At 59.5% G+C, this 18,136-nt stretch carries 13 protein-coding genes; 5 read left to right on the top strand and 8 right to left on the bottom strand.

Translation table 11 applies throughout. From position 1 onward, the window contains the following. Positions 1 to 70: 70 nt before the first annotated feature. Positions 71 to 478 (bottom strand): hypothetical protein, encoded by a 408-nt coding sequence (locus tag GJA_RS11440; protein WP_038492238.1) that lies wholly within the window; start codon positions 476 to 478, stop codon positions 71 to 73. A 179-nt stretch (positions 479 to 657) separates the two neighbouring features. Between GJA_RS11440 and GJA_RS11435 the strand changes: the two genes are divergently transcribed. Genes GJA_RS11435 through GJA_RS11425 form a run of 3 tightly spaced genes read left to right on the top strand, consistent with a single transcriptional unit; the run spans position 658 to position 6,195 of the window. Beyond that, positions 658 to 4,125: a response regulator gene (locus GJA_RS11435; RefSeq protein ID WP_038492235.1), complete on the top strand. Its 3,468-nt coding sequence runs from the start codon at positions 658 to 660 to the stop codon at positions 4,123 to 4,125. A 13-nt stretch (positions 4,126 to 4,138) separates the two neighbouring features. Beyond that, positions 4,139 to 4,987 (top strand): CheR family methyltransferase, encoded by an 849-nt coding sequence (locus tag GJA_RS11430; protein WP_038492231.1) that lies wholly within the window; start codon positions 4,139 to 4,141, stop codon positions 4,985 to 4,987. An 8-nt stretch (positions 4,988 to 4,995) separates the two neighbouring features. Further along, positions 4,996 to 6,195 carry a hybrid sensor histidine kinase/response regulator gene (locus tag GJA_RS11425; protein ID WP_038492229.1) on the top strand — a complete coding sequence of 400 codons (1,200 nt, stop codon included), beginning with the start codon at positions 4,996 to 4,998 and terminating at the stop codon, positions 6,193 to 6,195. On the opposite strand, the gene GJA_RS11420 is transcribed toward GJA_RS11425, so the two are convergent. Continuing rightward, complete coding sequence (locus GJA_RS11420) at positions 6,192 to 9,404, bottom strand: PAS domain-containing protein (RefSeq protein ID WP_038492226.1); 3,213 nt, start codon at positions 9,402 to 9,404, stop codon at positions 6,192 to 6,194. The two genes, GJA_RS11425 and GJA_RS11420, sit on opposite strands and share 4 nt — an antisense overlap. A 175-nt stretch (positions 9,405 to 9,579) precedes the next feature. Between GJA_RS11420 and GJA_RS11415 the strand changes: the two genes are divergently transcribed. After that, on the top strand, positions 9,580 to 10,482 hold the full coding sequence (locus GJA_RS11415; protein ID WP_038492223.1) for an alpha/beta hydrolase family protein: 903 nt from the start codon (positions 9,580 to 9,582) through the stop codon (positions 10,480 to 10,482). Positions 10,483 to 10,491: 9 nt separating this feature from the next. Here the strand turns inward: GJA_RS11415 and GJA_RS11410 are convergent, their stop codons facing one another. The 3 genes from GJA_RS11410 to fusA all read right to left on the bottom strand — a co-directional run bounded on the left by GJA_RS11410 (position 10,492) and on the right by fusA (position 14,792). After that, positions 10,492 to 11,004, bottom strand: a complete 513-nt coding sequence (locus GJA_RS11410) for an SRPBCC family protein (RefSeq protein WP_038492220.1) — start codon at positions 11,002 to 11,004, stop codon at positions 10,492 to 10,494. An 86-nt stretch (positions 11,005 to 11,090) separates the two neighbouring features. Continuing rightward, a complete protein-coding gene (locus tag GJA_RS11405) occupies positions 11,091 to 12,443 on the bottom strand; it encodes a hypothetical protein (RefSeq protein WP_038492217.1) in 1,353 nt (450 codons plus the stop codon). A gap of 237 nt (positions 12,444 to 12,680) precedes the next feature. Further along, positions 12,681 to 14,792 carry an elongation factor G gene (gene fusA, locus GJA_RS11400; protein ID WP_038492214.1) on the bottom strand — a complete coding sequence of 704 codons (2,112 nt, stop codon included), beginning with the start codon at positions 14,790 to 14,792 and terminating at the stop codon, positions 12,681 to 12,683. Positions 14,793 to 14,985: 193 nt separating this feature from the next. Between fusA and GJA_RS11395 the strand changes: the two genes are divergently transcribed. Further along, entirely contained in the window at positions 14,986 to 16,122 is a 1,137-nt protein-coding gene (locus GJA_RS11395) for a phospholipase A (RefSeq protein ID WP_081905353.1), read from the top strand. Between the two features lie 73 nt (positions 16,123 to 16,195). Here GJA_RS11395 and GJA_RS11390 read toward each other — a convergent pair whose 3' ends face one another. The 3 genes from GJA_RS11390 to GJA_RS11380 all read right to left on the bottom strand — a co-directional run bounded on the left by GJA_RS11390 (position 16,196) and on the right by GJA_RS11380 (position 17,871). After that, positions 16,196 to 16,396: a hypothetical protein gene (locus tag GJA_RS11390; RefSeq protein WP_038492211.1), complete on the bottom strand. Its 201-nt coding sequence runs from the start codon at positions 16,394 to 16,396 to the stop codon at positions 16,196 to 16,198. 186 nt (positions 16,397 to 16,582) lie between these two features. Then, positions 16,583 to 16,831, bottom strand: coding sequence for a hypothetical protein (locus GJA_RS11385; RefSeq protein WP_038492208.1), 249 nt, complete (start codon positions 16,829 to 16,831; stop codon positions 16,583 to 16,585). Positions 16,832 to 16,947: 116 nt separating this feature from the next. After that, positions 16,948 to 17,871 (bottom strand): class I SAM-dependent methyltransferase, encoded by a 924-nt coding sequence (locus GJA_RS11380; protein WP_038492205.1) that lies wholly within the window; start codon positions 17,869 to 17,871, stop codon positions 16,948 to 16,950. Positions 17,872 to 18,136: the final 265 nt, after the last annotated feature.

Raw genomic sequence — 18,136 nt, 5'->3', positions numbered from 1 at the left:
CTCCAGACGACATGGAACAGCATCGGCCATGCACAGCGCATGGCGACGGCGGACTAAGCGGTCTGGAAGATTAAATTCGGAAACAGCAGTGGCGGATGGCAAGCGGCGGCGCGGTACTGCGCAGCAATAACAACGGCGGCGATTGGGCCGGCAGCGCAATATCGGCCGCTTCGATATAACTGAGGGTCAGCGTCAGGCCGACTGCCATGAATGGCGGGACTTGCGGAAAATCGGGTTTATCCAGCGATTGCTTTTCGCCATGCGTATGGGCGTGGCACAAACTCGGATGTTCAACGTCCATGCCGGTACACCCTGGCATGTTTTGCATGCCAGCGACAGACGCCTTCAGCACCGCCTCGCTATCGGGTGCGATGCCGGTATTCGGACAGGCGTACGCCGCCACCGCAAGCTGCATGAACAGCATGCTGAACAGTGCAATCAGCACAGTCACAAAGCGGAATGGGCGGGATGTTTTCATCGGCGTAGCGGTTATAGACTTGCGCATCATAACAAAATGCCGAAATTCCTGTCAAACACCCTCATTTTTGGCTGCCGTGCACAGGCAGCGCAAGGCAGCGCACGCACGTTTGCAATACTTGCAATTTTTATAGATACGTTAAAATCGTGCACCTTTATTTGTTGCAGTCATGCTCAATGATGAACTCCAAAGCCGCGATCGATCCCTTCAGCTTCCGCCGTATTTTGGCCCGCAACGTCACCCTGCCGCTATTGGTCGGGGTGGTCACCGCCGCCGTGTTTGTCGGCCTGATCCTGTATTTGCTGTCGGCGCTGCGCTCGGTCGAGCATTCGGAACGGGTGATCGGCAACGCCAATGAAGTGATGAAACTGTCGGTCGACCTGGAAACCGGCATGCGCGGCTTCTTGCTGACCGGCGATGAAACTTTCCTCGCGCCGTACAAGGCCGGCAAGGCCAAGATCAGCGTCGAAATGGACACGTTATTGGACCTGGTCAGCGACAACCCGCTGCAAGTGGACCGTTTAAAACGCGTCCGCGCGCTGCAAAAGCAATGGAATATCTATGCCGAAAGCATCATCGAACAGCGCAAGCACAACCAGGAATACCTGGCCCGCGTGCGGCAAGGCGAAGGCAAGCTGGAGTTCGATGAAATCCGGCGCGAAGTGCAGTCCTTCCTGGCGATGGAACAGCGTATGCGGCAAGAAAACAGCGATGCCGCCGAACAAGGCAGCGCGATCGCGGTGGGTGTTTTCGTGGTGCTGAGCCTGTCGTTCAGTGGTTTGCTGGCGTTTTTCGGGCGCCGCGAATTGCTGCGCCTGTCGGGAATCTACAATGCCGCGCTGGACCAGCAAGCGGCCAATAATGAAGTATTGCAGCAGCAAGCGTGGCTGCGCACTGGCCAGAGTGAATTGGCGGCATTTACCAGCGGGCAACTGGCCTTGCCGCAACTGGGGCGCCAGATCCTCGATTTCCTGGCCCGTTACCTGGACCTGGGCGTGGCGGCCATGTATGTCAGCGACGACGACGGCAGCTTGCGGCGCACCGCCGTGTACGGTTTCAGCAGCGAAGGCGGCCAGCAGAAACAGGTATTCAAGCGCGGCGAAGGCCTGGTCGGCGAAGCGGCGCGCGAACACCGCTTGATGCACGTGCGCCAGATGCCGCGCGATTACCTGACCATTTCATCCGGCCTCGGCAACGGCGCCCCGCTCGACCTGGTGCTGGTGCCGGTGGTCAATGAAGGCAAGGTCAATGGCGTCATCGAACTGGGTTTTACGCGTCCGGCGACCGCCCGTGAACTGGACTTCCTGCACCTGATCGGCAGCAATGTCGGCATGTCGCTGGAAGCGGCGCTATACCGCCAGCGTTTGCAGGATGTGTTGGAAGAAACCCAGCAATTGAATGAGGAATTGGAGGTCCAGCAAGAGGAATTACGGACCGCCAATGAAGAACTGGGCGAACAATCGCGCGTGCTGGAACAATCGCAAGCCCACCTGGAGAATCAAAAAGCGGCGCTGGAACAATCGAACCAGCAACTGGCGGTGCAAGCGCTGGCGCTCGATCAAAAGAATATGGCGATCGTCGAAGCCCATGGACAACTGGAAGCGCGCGCCGGCGAATTGCAGCGCGCCAGCCGCTACAAGTCGGAATTCCTGGCCAATATGTCGCATGAATTGCGCACGCCGCTGAATAGCTCGCTGATCCTGTCGAAACTGCTGGCCGATAATAACGGCGGCAATTTGACGCCGGAACAAGTGACGTTTGCGCAAACCATTTATTCGGCCGGCAATGATTTATTGAACCTGATCAACGATATCCTGGATATTTCCAAGGTCGAGGCCGGCAAGCTGGAATTGCGGCCGGAAGCGGTCGAATTCGCCGCCTTGACGACCAGCATGAAGATGCTGTTCGGGCCGTCGGCCGAGCAAAAAGGCCTGGAATTCAGCGTCCAGCTGGCGCCGCAATTGCCGCCGTCGCTGGTCACCGATACCCAGCGCCTGGAACAAATCCTCAAGAACCTGTTGTCGAACGCGATCAAGTTCACCGACCACGGCAAGGTCGGCATCAGCGTCAGGCTGGACGGCGACGCTTGCGCTGCCTTTGTCATCGAGGATTCCGGCATCGGCATCGCCCTGGACCAGCAGGAAAAAATATTCGACGCCTTTCACCAGGCCGACGGCACCAGCAGCCGGCGTTATGGCGGCACCGGCCTGGGCCTGTCGATTTCACGCGACCTGGCGGCCTTGCTGGGCGGCGCCATCAGCCTGAGCAGCACGCCGGGCCAGGGCAGCACGTTTACCTTGACGCTGCCGCTGGAATGGCGCGCGCCGCAAGCGATCGTCCCGGCCACCTTGCAGCCGCCCGCCACTGCCGCTGCGCCGGCGGCGCCGGAAACGGCCGAAGCCAAACCGCAGCCGGCCGCGGTCCCCTCATTCAACGATGACCGCAACAACGGCCGCCCCGGCCAGCGCTCGGTGCTGGTGATCGAGGATGAACCGTCGTTCGCCGGCATTTTGTTCGACCTGGCCCATGAAATGCAATACCGCTGCCTGGTCGCGCACGGCGCCGACGAAGGCTTGAAGCTGGCGGCGCAATACTTGCCGGATGCCATCTTGCTCGACATGGGCTTGCCGGACAGTCCCGGTTTGCTGGTTCTGCAAAAGTTAAAGGAAGATCCGGCCACGCGCCATATTCCGGTGCATATCGTATCCGGCAACGACCATGTGCAAGCGGCCATGCAACTGGGCGCGATCGGTTATGCGACCAAGCCGCGCAGCCGCGAGCAACTCAAAGACGTGTTCCTGAAGCTGGAATCGAAGTTCACCCAAAAGATGAAGCGTATCTTGCTGGTCGAGGACGACGAACGCCAGCGCGAAAGCGTGATGCATCTGATCAGCGACGACGATATCGAAATCACCGCCGTGGCACTAGGCGAGGAAGCGCTGGAGTTGCTGCGCAAGAATATCTACGATTGCATGATCATCGACTTGAAGTTGCCGGATATTCAAGGCAACGAGTTGCTGGAACGCATGGAACATGAAGAACTGTGTTCCTTTCCGCCCGTCATCGTGTACACCGGACGCAACCTGAGCCGCGAAGAAGAAGCGGATTTGATGAAATATTCGCGCTCCATCATCATCAAGGGCGCCCGTTCGCCGGAACGCCTGCTCGATGAAGTGACGCTGTTCCTGCACAAGGTCGAGTCGGAACTGTCGAGCGAACGGCAAGGCATGCTGCAACAGGTGCGCAGCCGCGAACGGGTATTCGAAGGCCGCAAGATCTTGCTGGTCGACGATGACGTGCGCAATATCTTTGCGCTGACCAATGCGCTGGAGCAAAAAGGCGTGGTGGTCGAAATCGGCCGCAACGGGTTTGAAGCGATCAGCAAGCTGGCCAGCGTCAGCGATATCGACCTGGTGCTGATGGATGTGATGATGCCGGGCATGGATGGCCTGGAAGCGACGCGCCAGATCCGGCTCGACCCGCGCTTTGCCAAGCTGCCGATTATCGCGATCACCGCCAAGGCAATGAAAAACGACCAGGAAGAATGCCTGCAGGCCGGCGCGTCCGATTACCTGGCCAAGCCGATCGAGCTGGACCGCCTGTATTCCCTGCTGCGCGTGTGGATGCCGAAGATGGAACGGATTTAAGGGGGCACCTGGTATGTCGCACCGCCAGCACGAGCATGGGCCGGAACTGGAGCAGATGCGCCAGTTGATGGACGCGATTTACGAGCAATACAGCTACGATTTCCGCGACTATTCGGTGGCGTCCTTATGGCGCCGCGTCAAGCGCGCGGTCGAGGGTTTGCATGTGGATGGCATTCCCGCCCTGCAAAAGCTGGTCGTGCGCGACAGCGCCGCCTTCATGCAATTGCTGCAAATGCTGACCATACCGGTGACGCAAATGTTCCGCGACCCGGAGTTTTTCGCCGCGCTGCGCGAACAGGTGGTGCCGGTGCTGAAAACCTATCCGTCACCGAAAATCTGGGTGGCCGGCTGCAGCAGCGGCGAAGAAGCATTGTCGCTGGCGATTTTATTGAAGGAAGAAGGTTTGCTGGAGCGCAGCACCATCTACGCCACCGACATCAATCCGCAGATACTGGACAAGGCGCGCAAGGGCGTGTTTGCACTGGAAAAAATGGCCCTGTACTCCAGTAACTACCAGCAAGCGGGCGGCTTGTCAGCCTTGTCCGATTATTACCGGGTGGTGCATGAAACCGTGCAATTTGATCCCACGCTATCGAGCAACATCATTTTCGCCGACCACAGCCTGGCGACCGACAGCGTATTTGCCGAAACCCAGCTGGTGTGCTGCCGCAACGTGTTGATTTATTTTAAGCGCAGCTTGCAAGACCGGGCGCTGGGCTTGTTCCGGGAATCGCTGTGCCATCGCGGCTTCCTCGGTCTGGGCAGTAAAGAGAGCGCCAATTTTTCGGCCCATGCGGCCAGCTTCGAAGCGTTGGGTAATGACAAGTTGCATCAAAAACTATACCGTAAACGTAGCGTCTGAAAGAGCTTATGAAGAGTAAAACCAGCACCAAATTGCTGATCGTCGATGACTTGCCGGAAAACCTGCGTGCGCTGAATGCGCTGATACGCGCCGACGACCGCAGCGTCTACCAGGCATCGTCCGGCGAAGAAGCGCTGGCCCTGCTGCTGGAACACGATTTTGCGCTGGCCATCCTGGATGTGCAAATGCCGGGCATGGACGGTTTTGAACTGGCCCACTTGATGCGCGGCACCGATAAAACCCGCCATATTCCGATTGTCTTCGTCACTGCGGCCGGCAAGGAAATGAATTACGCCTTCCAGAGTTATGAAAGCGGCGCCGTCGACTTCCTGTACAAGCCGCTCGACATCAACGCGGTGCAAAGCAAGGTCAATGTGTTTGTCGCGCTGTACCAGCAGCGTAATGAAACCCGGCGTCAGGTATTGGCGCTGGAACAAAGCAGGCTGCAACAAGAGGCGTTATTGCAGGAGTTACGCGTCACCCAGGCCGAATTGCAGCGCTCGCTCAAGATGCGCGACGAATTCATGTCGATGGTGGCGCATGAATTGCGCACCCCGCTCAATACGCTGTTCCTGGAAACCCAGATGCGCACCCTGAACCTGGAGCGCGGCAATCACGACGCGTTCGGGCTGGAGCAATTGCAAAAAATGGTGGCGCGCGACGGCCGCCAGATCCGCAGCATGGTGCGGCTGATCGACGACATGCTCAACGTGTCGCGCATCAACAGCGGCAAGCTGTCGATCCGGCGTCAGCCGGTCGAGCTGGCGGCGCTGGTGACGCGGGTCGCGGAAGACCTGGCGCCGTACGGCGCCTCGTTCGGCAGTACGCTGGAAGTGCGCGCGCCGGTAGCGGTCGAAGGCTGCTGGGATGCATTCCGGGTCGAACAGATCGTCGTCAACCTGCTGACCAATGCGTTGCGCTACGGCGATGGCAAAAGCGTGCACATCAGCGTCAGCGCGACCCGCAACAGCGCCGTCATCGAAGTGCGCGACCATGGCATCGGCATCAGCGCCGCCGACCAGGAACGCATCTTCGACGCGTTCGAGCGCATCGCGCAGCAAGACGGTACCGGCGGACTGGGGCTGGGATTATTCATTACCCGGCAACTGGTCAGCGCCCACGGCGGCGCGATCACGCTGCAAAGCCAGGCTGGCAAGGGCGCGCTGTTTTGCGTGACCTTGCCGCTGTCGGGTGCGGTGGATTCCTAGACCCTCAATACCGCTTCCAGTTCTTCCAGGCTGAACGGCTTCGGCAAGAAACGGGCGGCCTCGTCTTTTACGAGGATGTTGCGCCGGTCGTAGCCGGTGGAAAATACGATATCGAGCTGGGGCCGCGATAGTCGTACCTGCCTGGCCAGTTCGATGCCCGACATGTGCGGCAGGCTGATGTCGGTGATCAATACGTCGAGGCCGGCGATATCGAGCATGCCGAGCGCTTCTTCGGCGCTGCACACGCCATGCACGGTGTGGCCCAGCAATTGCAGCAATTCGGTGGTCAATTCACGCGCGTCGGGATTGTCTTCGACCAGCAAGATCCGGCGTCCATGCAACGATGGCGCGTCGGCCGCCACCTCCACCCGCACACCGGCCGGCTGGCGGCTGGAGAGCAGATGATGCACCTTGCGCGCCAGGTCTTCGCGCAGATAGGGCTTGCTGAGCAATTCCACCCCCGGGTCGAGGCGGCCGTCATGCATGATGGCGTTATGCGTATAACCGGACGTAAACAATACTTCCAGCCGCGGCAGCAAGGCCTTGGCCTGGCGCGCCAGCTCCGGGCTGCGCAGTTCGCCGGGCATCACCACGTCGGTAAACAGCAAGTCGACCGGCACGCCGCTCTGCAAGATCGTCAGCGCGCTGAGGCCGTCGTAGGCTTTCAACACCCGGTAACCGAGGCCGCGCAGCATGTCGACCACGGTGCTTTGCACTTGCGCATCATCTTCCACCACTAAAATGGTTTCCGTACCGCCCTGCAGCGGGCCACTCAGGCTGGCCGGTAATACCGACAATGCTTCCAGCGAGCGCGGCAGGTAAACCTTGAAGGTCGAACCTTGCCCCGCAGTGCTGTACACCTTGATATGGCCGCCGCTCTGGTGGATGAAGCCGTAGGCCATGCTGAGGCCCAGGCCGGTGCCCTCGCCTTCTTTCTTGGTGCTGAAGAAAGGCTCGAAAATCTGGTCGATGATGTCGCGCTCGATGCCATGGCCGGTGTCGCTAATGGACAGCAACACGTATTGACCGGCTTGCGCATCGGCATGATTAGCCGCATAGACGTCGTCGAGCACCACATTACTCAGCGCAAAACTGAGCTTGCCGCTGCCATTCATCGCATCGCGCGCGTTCAGCGCCATATTCAGCAGCACGTTTTCCATCTGGCTCGGGTCGACCAGCGTATGCCACAAGTCGTCGCTGACCATGATTTCAGCCTCGATACCGTCGCCGATGGCGCGCCGCACCAGTTCTTCCATGCTGCGTAGCAAGAAGCCGAGGTTGGTCACCAGCGGCTTCAGCGGCTGGCGGCGGGCGAACGCCAGCAATTGCGACGACAGCTTGGCGCCGCGCTCGACCGCCGCGGCCGACGATTCCATCCGTTTTAATGCCAGCGGGTTGTCTTGCACCGCCAGTTCCAGCAATTGCAAATTGCCGGAAATAATTTGCAGCACATTATTAAAATCGTGCGCCACGCCGCCGGTCAGCTTGCCGATCGATTCCAGCTTTTGCGCCTGCAACAGCGCCTGTTCGCTGCGCAGCAGCGCCAGCCGCGCTTCCTTTTCATCGGTGACGTCACGGCCGATGGCGTGGATCAATTCTTGCGCGGCGACGGCGGTCCACGATATCCAGCGGTAAGATCCCGCGCTGTGCAGGTAGCGGTTTTCAAAGCGCAGCTTGGCCGCGCCGCGTTCCAGCTTGGAAATTTCAGACCAGGTACTGGCCCGGTCTTCCGGATGCACCAGGCGCACAAAGTCCATGCCCAGCGATTCGCCCTCGGCGCGCCCGAGCAGCGCCGACCAGGCCGGGTTGACGGCCATGATGCTGCCGCTGAAATCGGCAACCAGCATGATATCGGTCGACAAGCGCCACATGCGGTCGCGGTCGGCGGTACGGTTGGCCATCTCGATTTCCAGCGAGGAATTCAGGTAAGCCAGCTTTTCAAATACATTCTTTTGTTCCTGCACGTCGGTATTGGTGCCGACCCAGCGCACCACGGCGCCGCTTTCATCGTACACCGGCACCGCCCGCGCCAAAAACCAGCGGTAGCTATGGTCGGACGCGCGCCGCAGCCGGAATTCGATTTCATAACCCTGGCCGCTGGCTACCGCCTGGCGCCACGCCGCCAGCGCGCCCGGGAAATCGTCCGGATGCATGATGCGGTTCCAGTCGCCCTCTTGCGCGACCCCGGCCACGGTGCCGCTGTATTCATGGACCCGTTCGTTGAACCAATAGATCAAGCCATCCTTGCGCGCCAGCCAGGCCTGGTTCGGCATCGCCTCCGCCAGCGAACGGAATTCATCCTCGCTTTTCAGCAAGTTGGCACGCGCCACCCAATATTCGTTGATGTCTTCGGTCGAGCCATACCATTTGACAATGTGGCCCCGTTCATTGCGGCGGCACATGGCGCGCGAGCGCACCCAGCGATAGCGGCCATCCTGCATGCGCACCCGGTGTTCGACATCGCATGGGTCGCCGCTGGCGACTGCATGGCGCCAGGCCTGCTGCGTGCGGACCAGGTCGGCCGGATGGATTGCCTCGCTCCAGCTGCCGCCGAGACCGGAATTACCGGTCCATTCGCGCCAGCGCCGCGCCACATAGTCGAGCTGGCCGTCGATATCCGCCGTCCACAAGACTTGCGCGTTAAGCTCGAACGCGTGGCGGAAATGGTCTTCGCTGTCGCCCAGGCTCTTTTCCGACAGATACCGTTCGATCACATGGGCGCCGGCGCGCGCCGCTACATGCATCAATTCGGTTTCCGGCTGGGTCGGATGCCTGGCCGCATGGAACAGCATGCCCAGCACGCCGAGGATACGGCCTCTGGCGCTGAACACCGGCGCCGCCCAGCAAGCCCGCAAGCCATGCACCAGGGCATCCTTGCGGCCCACGGTCCAGCTCAGGTCTTGTCCGATATCGCTGCAAAATACCGGCGCGCCGGAAAACGCGGCGGCGCCGAAAGGATGGGTGCGCGGCCCCGCTTCACTGCCCGGCAACAGCGCGCTGAACGCAGCCGGCAAGCCGCAGCCGATCAATTCGGTAAACCGGTCGGCTTCATCGAGCAGCAAAAAACACGCTTGCATGGCATCGTCGGCTTGCGCTTCGATCGCGGCCGCCAGCCGTTCCAGCCCGGTGGCCAGCGTCGCGCCGGAAGCGATGCCGGCGATGGCGGCGTGCTCGGCGTCGAGGAGCGCGATGATTTTATTTGCGTGCACGATATCGTTATGCCATGTGAGGGATGCAGGAATATACCATGTGCAAGCGGTTTCCCATGATACGAAAGCAACGGTATTCACACAGCCGCTTGCCATGGACTGGCCCGTGGCAAGCCGGGCCGTTACAATATGAAAATAAGAAATACATCCCGCCATTCTTTCCATGGAAACAGACATGTCCCAGCACACGCGCCTCCCGGCCATCGCCGCCACCTTGCTGTCCAGGCTGGCGCTGGGTACAGCCACCGCCGCGCCAATGACGGTGCAGGATTACCTGGCATTGAGCGGGCCGGAGCCGACCGCGCACATCGCCTACGGCAAGGCGCCGTCGCAATTCGTCGAAGTGTTCCAGCCGCAAGGAAATGGCCCGTTCCCGGTGGTGCTGCTGGTACACGGCGGCTGCTGGACCGTGGAATACGCCGGCATCCGCCAGATGCGCAATATGGCTGGCGCGCTGGCCGGGCAAGGCATCGCCGTGCTCAATGTCGAGTACCGCCGGGCCGATGAGCAAGGCGGCGGTTATCCCGGCACTTACCTGGACATCAACGCCGCCATCGATACGCTGGAAAAACAGGCGGCCACGTATCGGCTCGATACCCGCCGCGTGGTCGCGGTCGGCCATTCGGCCGGCGGGCAGCTGGTGCAATGGCTGGCTGGACGCCCCCGTTTGCCGCACAGCAGTCCGCTGTATCAGGCTGCGTTCTTGCCGGTAAGCAATATCATCAGCCTGGGCGGCCTGGCCGACTTGCGCAATGAAGCGGGCTTGATCCAATCGAGTTGCCAGTGTGAACTGACGCAACTGACCGGCGTGCCAAGTCCGCAGCGGCCGGACGTGTTTGCCGATACCAACGCGGCCGAGCTGATGCCGAACGGTAGCAAGACGGTCTTGATCACCGGTGAATTGGACGATGTGTCGCCGCCGCGCGCGGCCCACGATTACGCGGCGCGCGCGATCAAGGCCGGCGATCAGGCGCAGGTGCTGATCTTGCCGGGCGCCAGCCATTACGATGAAGTGGCGGTCCATTCACCGTCGTGGCCGCTGATACTGGCCGAGATCCGCAAGGCGCTCGGCATATAAGCGTGTCCATCAGGGCCTGATGGTATCCAGGTACGCTTCCAGCTGGCCGAAGGTGGCGCCAAACCCGATTGCCATCGAGGCATGGCCCTGCTTGAACGTTTCACGCTCCAGCTCGCTGGCCTCCAGCGGTACCGAGCGCAGCGTCATGACGGTCTTGCCATCTTCCTCGACCAGGGTCAGCTTGTTCAAGGTAAATAGCGGCCAGGTCGGGCTCATCGGATGACGGACAGGATGGCCTTCCCGGTCGGCGAATGACAGCACCGACACGATGCGCTCCGGCGGCGCGATGTCGCGGTAAGTGAATTTGCCCCACATTTCATGGCCGTCGGCCGAACGCATGCCGTAATGGAACACGCCGCCCGCTTCCAGTTCCAGCGTCAGCACGCTCAAGACAAAACCGGCCGGCCCCCACCAGCGCTCCAGGCGCTCCGGTTCGGTCCACGCCTTGAACACCAGTTCGCGCGGCGCATCCAGGATGCGGGTAACGACAAATTCTTCACTGCTTTCTGTTGTCGTGCTCATCTATATAGTCTCCTGATACATGAGTTTGTCCAGTGCGCATGGCGCTTCCTGCCAGCCCGATTCTATACCAGCCAAGGCCCGATCCATTATGCTTTCCGCACATGGGCTTCGGGACTCCTCAAGTAAGCCCTGAGATCGTGGCTGCGCAGTGTCGTATTGATCTGTTGCAAGTCTCTCAAGGCTTGCTTCCGAAGAGGCCGGGCGCCCCTGTCCGGACTATGGGCAGCAGCCTGGGCCAGCACATTGGCCCGGAATTGCTTTAACTGCCCTGGCGCCAGGTATTCGGCCTTGTCCCTTTTCGCACCTTTGATCCGTACCAGCACGTCATCCGGCAACCGCGCGCCTTTGACCTCGCACCCCAGGTACAGCGTCGCCAGATCCGCCAGGCTGCGCACTTCCACTTCCTTGAGCCTGCCGCCATTGGCGCTGCCGGACAGCGGGTGATCATGATTCTGGTAGGAATAATAACTGTAGGATTTAGTAATCATGCTTTGAATGCCGTGGGAACCGAGGTTTCTGACTTTGTCAAAGCCGAACACGACCGGCACCACGGTACCCTGGTTAAGCATGCTCAAGTAAGGTGCCTTGCCGCCTTCCAACGACTTGCGCAAGCCGCCGGCCGCCATCTTGTAAAAGCTCTGCAGCTGCGCGCCCTCCAAAACCTGATCGGGGCCATGCTCGGACTTCAGGGTTAATTTTCCGGGTAGCTTGAGCGCCTTGGCGCTTTGCTCCAGCGGCGCGGCAAGCAGCGGCAACGCGCTTTTGCCATAGATGTATTTATCATGAAGAAAACTCTCCATCCAGGCGGCCGCCTCCTGCTGGATATTTCCCGGGTCGCTTACGCGTAAAACTCCGCCCCGCTCGGAGAGCGACAACGGCATGCCTTTATCGAGCGTCTGTCCGATGATTTGCGTTAAGCGGTGCTGCTGGGCACGGGATGACGCGGAAGCGCTCACGCTCACATGACCCTGGGCATAGGTACGGGCCTTGGTACGCAAATTTTGCCGGGTTGTCGTATCGGTATCTGCCTGCGGCGTGCGGTCGGAAAAGAATACTTTGCCATTCAGTGACTGGGCGCCGCCCTTCTCATCGTTGACCCCGCCCTTGAGTGCCCCCGACACCAGTATCTCCAGGCCCCAGGGCGATCCATGCAGCGTTTCAGGCTTTGTATAGCCCTTGGGCGCCGTGGGGTTCAGCGATTGCAGCAAGGCTTGGCGCATGCCCGAATAGCTGCGATTGTCGATACCGCGCATGGTGTCGAGCACGTCCACCGGCGAGCGACGCGCACCGTCCAGCACATTGGCGCGCCAGCCCGCGGCGCGCAGTTGCAGCACCCGCTGGCTATCGCCGCTGACAACGGCTGCATGGACAGGGTCTTGCCTGGTGGGCTCCGGTTGCGACGGAATATACGGGTTTGCGGTATTACGGATTGAATACATGAGGTGGCCTCGAGTTTTGTGTATTACTAAGTTACCAAGTCGCCTGTTTGGTTCCGTCTCTCGCTGAGCTTTCGTATTCCCGTCCGCTCCTTTCCGCTGATTTAATCGTTATCTCCCCGCCACGATAGCCCTTTTCCACACGGCCTTGACAGACTCGCTATATTCCTTCAAATATAGCAATATCCATGTGCCCTCCTCTTGATGCACATCCTGTCAATTTCCTGCCACTCAACTTAGCTACTTGGCAGAACGCCCATTCGCGGCGATCTGCTCCAGGATGTGCTTCGGCACGGCGGCATAATGCTTGAACTCCATCGTGTAGGTGGCCCGCCCTTGTGTCAATGAGCGCAAGGTGGTCGAATAACCGAACATTTCCGCCAGCGGCACCAGCGCGCGCACGATACGGCCGGAACCGCCCGGGATGTCGTCCACACCCTGCACCATGCCGCGGCGTGCCGTCAAATCGCCCATCACGTTGCCCATGAAGTCTTCCGGCGTTTCCGCCTCGACTTGCATCATCGGTTCCAGCAACACCGGACTGGCGCGCCGCATCGCTTCCTTGAAGGCGATCGAACCGGCCATGCGGAACGCGTTTTCGTTCGAATCGACGTCATGGTAAGAGCCGAAGGTCAGCGTGGCTTTCACGTCGACCACCGGATAACCGGCCAGCACGCCCGATTTCAGGGTTTCCTGGATGCCCTTGTCGACCGCCGGAATGAATTCGCGCGGCACCACCCCGCCCTTGATCGCATCGACGAACTGGTAGCCGCTGCCCGGCTCCAGCGGTTCCAGCTTCAGCACCACGTGGCCGTACTGGCCGCGCCCGCCCGATTGCTTGACGAACTTGCCTTCGACGTCTTCGACCGGCCGGTTGATGGTTTCGCGGTACGCCACTTGCGGCTTGCCGACGTTGGCCTCGACGCCGAATTCACGCCGCATCCGGTCGACCAGTATCTCCAGGTGCAACTCGCCCATGCCGGACATGATGGTCTGGCCCGATTCCTCGTCGGTATGCACGCGGAAGGACGGGTCTTCCTGCGCCAGCCGGTTCAGCGCGATGCCCATCTTTTCCTGGTCGGGCTTGGTTTTCGGCTCGACCGCCTGCGAAATCACCGGTTCCGGGAAAATCATTTTTTCCAGCACGATGATATGGTCCGGCGCGCACAGCGTGTCGCCGGTGGTCACGGCTTTCAGGCCGACCGCCGCCGCGATGTCGCCGGCATACACTTCCTTGATTTCCTTGCGTTCGTTGGCATGCATCTGCAAGATGCGGCCGAGACGCTCGCGCTGGCTCTTGGTCGGGTTGTACACCATGTCGCCCGAATTGACGACGCCGGAATAGACCCGGAAAAAAGTCAGCTGGCCGACAAACGGGTCGGTCATGATCTTGAACGCCAGCGCCGAAAAATGCTCGTCGTCGGCAGCGTGGCGCTCGACTTCCTGATCATCTTGATCATGGCCGATGATAGGCGGCACTTCCAGCGGCGACGGCAGATATTCGACCACTGCATCAAGCATCGCTTGTACGCCCTTGTTTTTAAAGGCGCTTCCGCACAGCATCGGCACGATTTCATTGCGGATCGTACGCAAGCGCAAGGCGTGTTTGATCTCTTCCTCGGTAAACGCTACGCCGTTCAGATAACGTTCGGTCAATTCCGGGCTCGCCTCGGCCGCTTGCTCGACCATATTGTCGTGCCACTTTTGCGCCAGCGGCAGCAAGTCCGGCGCGATCTCGCCATACGAGAATTGCACGCCCTGGCTGGCATCGTCCCACCTGATGGCCTTCATCTTGACCAGGTCGATGACGCCTTCGAAATGCTCTTCGGCGCCCAGCGGAATCTGGATCGGCACGGCCGTGCCTTTCAAGCGGTCGCGGATTTGCTGCTGCACGCGCAGGAAGTCGGCGCCGACCCGGTCCATCTTGTTGATGAAGGCAATCCTCGGCACGCCATATTTATTGGCCTGGCGCCACACGGTTTCCGATTGCGGCTGCACCCCGCCGACCGCGTCGTAGACCATCACGGCGCCGTCCAGCACGCGCATCGAGCGTTCCACCTCGATCGTGAAATCGACGTGGCCCGGCGTATCGATGATGTTGATGCGGTGTTCCGGCAAATTGCCGGCCATGCCTTTCCAAAAGGCCGTGGTGGCGGCCGAAGTGATCGTGATGCCGCGTTCCTGCTCCTGCTCCATCCAGTCCATCGTCGCGGCGCCATTGTGCACCTCGCCAATTTTATGGTTCACGCCGGTATAAAACAGGATCCGCTCGGTCGTGGTGGTTTTACCGGCGTCGATATGGGCGCTGATGCCTATGTTGCGGTAGCGCTCAATGGGTGTCTTGCGGGTCATCACAATCTCCTTAAGCCACGGCACTCAATTGTGGAGTGGTATTTCAGTGTATCAGACAAAGATTTAGCAGGTGACCGGCACACGCAAACCCGGTCGAATACCGAGGAATCAGGGTGCACACGGTTGCTGTTTATTGCAAAGGATAAATGAGGTAATGCTATATACTTTCAAGACTTATATTTCTTAGAACATTATGCGTAATCAAATTCCGGACCAGAATTCCGTGTTAGGCGTGATGAAAAAGAACGCAGTCATCATTACCTCGCTGCTGCTCTCCCCGATGCTGGTCCAGGCCGGCGAACTGGAGCGGCAACTGCAGCAGTGCGCAGTGGTCGGCGACCCCAGCGCGCGGCTCGGATGCTTCGACGCATTATCAAAAGCGGCGGAAGTTGCCACCATCGCCAGTGGCGGGACCAGCGCCGCGACCGGCGCCGTGGCGCCAGGCGCAGCGCCGGCCGCGGCAGTCGGTGCGGCGGCCGCGCAAGCCGATCCCGGCCATATCCCGGCGATCGCCTCGCAAAATAGCGCACCGCCGGAATCGCCGATTTCGCGCACCACCCAATTATGGGAATTGGACCAGCCATCGAAGCGCGGCGTGTTCGCCTTCCGCCCGCACCGCGACAATTATCTGTTGCTGGCCAATTACAGCACCTCGTCGAACGATGAACCGTTCAAGGATTTCACGCCGGCCGGCATCGAGAGCAAGCACGTGGAATTGACTTACCAGCTCAGCTTCAAGATGAAGATGCTGGAAGAAATTGCCGGCTCGCCGGTCGACCTGTGGTTCGGCTACACCCAGCAAAGTTATTGGCAGGCGTATAACCGCGCCGCGTCCAGCCCGTTCCGCGAAACCAATTACCAGCCCGAGCTGATGGCGGTGCTTCCGATCAACAAGAATTTTGCCGGCCTGGATTTCCGTTATCTCAATTTCGGGCTGGTGCACCAGTCGAACGGCCAAACCTCGACGCTGTCGCGCAGCTGGAACCGGATCTATGGCGAACTGGGCGTGGACCGGGGCGATGTCAGCGGCGCGCTGCGGCTGTGGCGCCGGCTCGACAATGACAAGTCGGACAACGACAACATCGATATCACCGACTACCTGGGCCATGGCGACCTGCGCCTGGCGTACCGCCATAACGGCCACGAGTTTTCGATGACCGCGCGGCGCAATTTCAGCACCCGCCACGGTTCGATCCAGGCTGGCTGGGCATTCCCGGTGGTGTCCAACCTGAAAGGCTATCTGCAATTATTTTCGGGATATGGCCAAAGCCTGATCGATTACAACTATTCGCAAAAATCGCTGGGCGCGGGTTTCTTGATCGACTTTTAAGCGCAACGTCATGCCAAAACAAAAAGCCAGGCTCCTTCAAGGAGCCTGGCTTTTTTGAAACGATAGGGTACGGTCAGCGCCGCGGGCTGCCGCCCAGTACGCGGGCCGGCAACATCACTATCGCGCGCAGCAAGTCGAACACCGCGTCGACGCCGATGCCGATCAGGCGCAATGGCAACAGCAGCAGCCAGACCAGCGGATACAGGATCAGCGCCAGCAAGGCCAGCGGCCAGCACGCCATCAGCAGTAACAGCCACAGCAAAAATCCGAGCATCGCGTCGCCTTTCAAATAAATGTGCGGAACAAGCTGTGCTTGCTCCGCTACTGTGACGACACTATATAAAACACGGTATTGCTTCGGCAACGGCGATGCGACAAACTGCGGATTCAGCGGATAAACGGCGGAAAAACGGGAATGGACAGCAGGTGCTTCAATAAAGAAGCGGCTATCGGGCAGGGATTATTGGCCGACGCAAATAATCTTGGTGATGTATTCGTGGGCGTTGGGCTTTTTCATCGCGGCCCATTTGATGGCCTGGTTGGCTTCGGCGATCGTCATCACGGTCGCTTTTTCCTTGGACTTGATGAAGGACACGCCTTCAAACACGCCTTCCTTGCTGCGCATTACCTTGGCAAACACCGGCGGCTTGGTTTCCGCATCGCTGATTTTGTTTTGTTGCACGAGATAACGCTGATCGATCTGTTCCATATCAAATTGTCTGTAAAAAGAGAAAAGACGGAATATACCTGACACATGACATATTCGCCTATAAATATGCCGGAAGCGGCGCTACGGCATAAGCGCCGCTTCCGCAGAAAGCAGTCTCAGGCGTAGACCGGCGTCTGTATCACCGGCTGCAAGGCCGCATCGTAAATCACCGTGGCGCGCAGCGACGCTTCCAGCGACGGAATCGACCCGCCGGCGCGGTATTGGAAACTCACTTGCAGGATGTCGCCGGCCTTGACGTCGATCGGCTCGGCCAGCGGCAAGGTCATGTAGTGATTCAGCCAGTCGATGGTGGTCGAGCGCTCGGGCACCACCGCCAGGATATTCTTGGTGACAAAACGCATCGCGTTCAGCGTGCCGCTGCGTTCGACGACAAACTTGCCGTCGTAGCCAAACACGCTGTCGGTCGGCTGGCTGAAATCGATGATGCTGTACACCGCCGGCGCCGCCAGCTCCAGCGTGCCCGGATGGATCGCCGTGGTTTCCTGGAATTTGACGATCGGCGCGTAAAAACCTTCGAAATCGTATTCCTGCTGCATCGGCTGGACCGCCATGATCACCGCTTCCGGCAAGAATACCGGCATCGGACCGCCAAAACGCTGCGCATAACGGCGCTTGAACGATTCGATCACCTCGACCTGTTTTTCGCGCAGCATGCCGACATGGATCATTTCGCAAATGACGACATCGACCGGTTCCGGCGGCAGGTATTCAAACGCGTCGGCGTGCACCACTTCGACTTTTTCGCCGTTCGGATTGAGCGCCAACATCTTGCGCGCTTCCTTGACCATGTCGGGATTAAATTCGACACACCATACTTTTTCCGCCTTGGCGGCGGCGAACCAGGACAGGACGCCGGTGCCGCCGCCTAATTCCAACACCTTCATACCGGGCTTGACCGCATAATCGATGGCCGACTTGAAGCCGTGCATGCGATTTTGGTCCATCAGCATATTGTGATGGTAATGGACGGGAATAAATTGTCCCAGGTAACAGCTCTCGATTTCTCGTTCGTTCAGCATATCTGTCCTTTTGGATACTACTGCGGGTGCACCAGCTTCTTCCTCAAAGGAAAACCGGCTGGTCTTGTCGTTCCAAAAAGCAGTGATATCGCAAGGACTGGGTTCAGGACGCCTGCAATACCAGCGGCGTCCAAGGTGATGTTTCCGGCCCATGCAGTTTTCTCCTGATTGATGGAATATGGCGACAGGGCCATTATCGTTAATCAGGAGCAAAACCAAAGCGGGGAGATGGCTGGGATTAGTGCGCCAATTCAACTGTTGGCGC

The organism is Janthinobacterium agaricidamnosum NBRC 102515 = DSM 9628 (genome assembly GCF_000723165.1).
GTDB classification, from domain to species: Bacteria; Pseudomonadota; Gammaproteobacteria; order Burkholderiales; family Burkholderiaceae_D; genus Janthinobacterium; species Janthinobacterium agaricidamnosum.
This window is presented reverse-complemented; position numbering and strand designations above follow the sequence as displayed.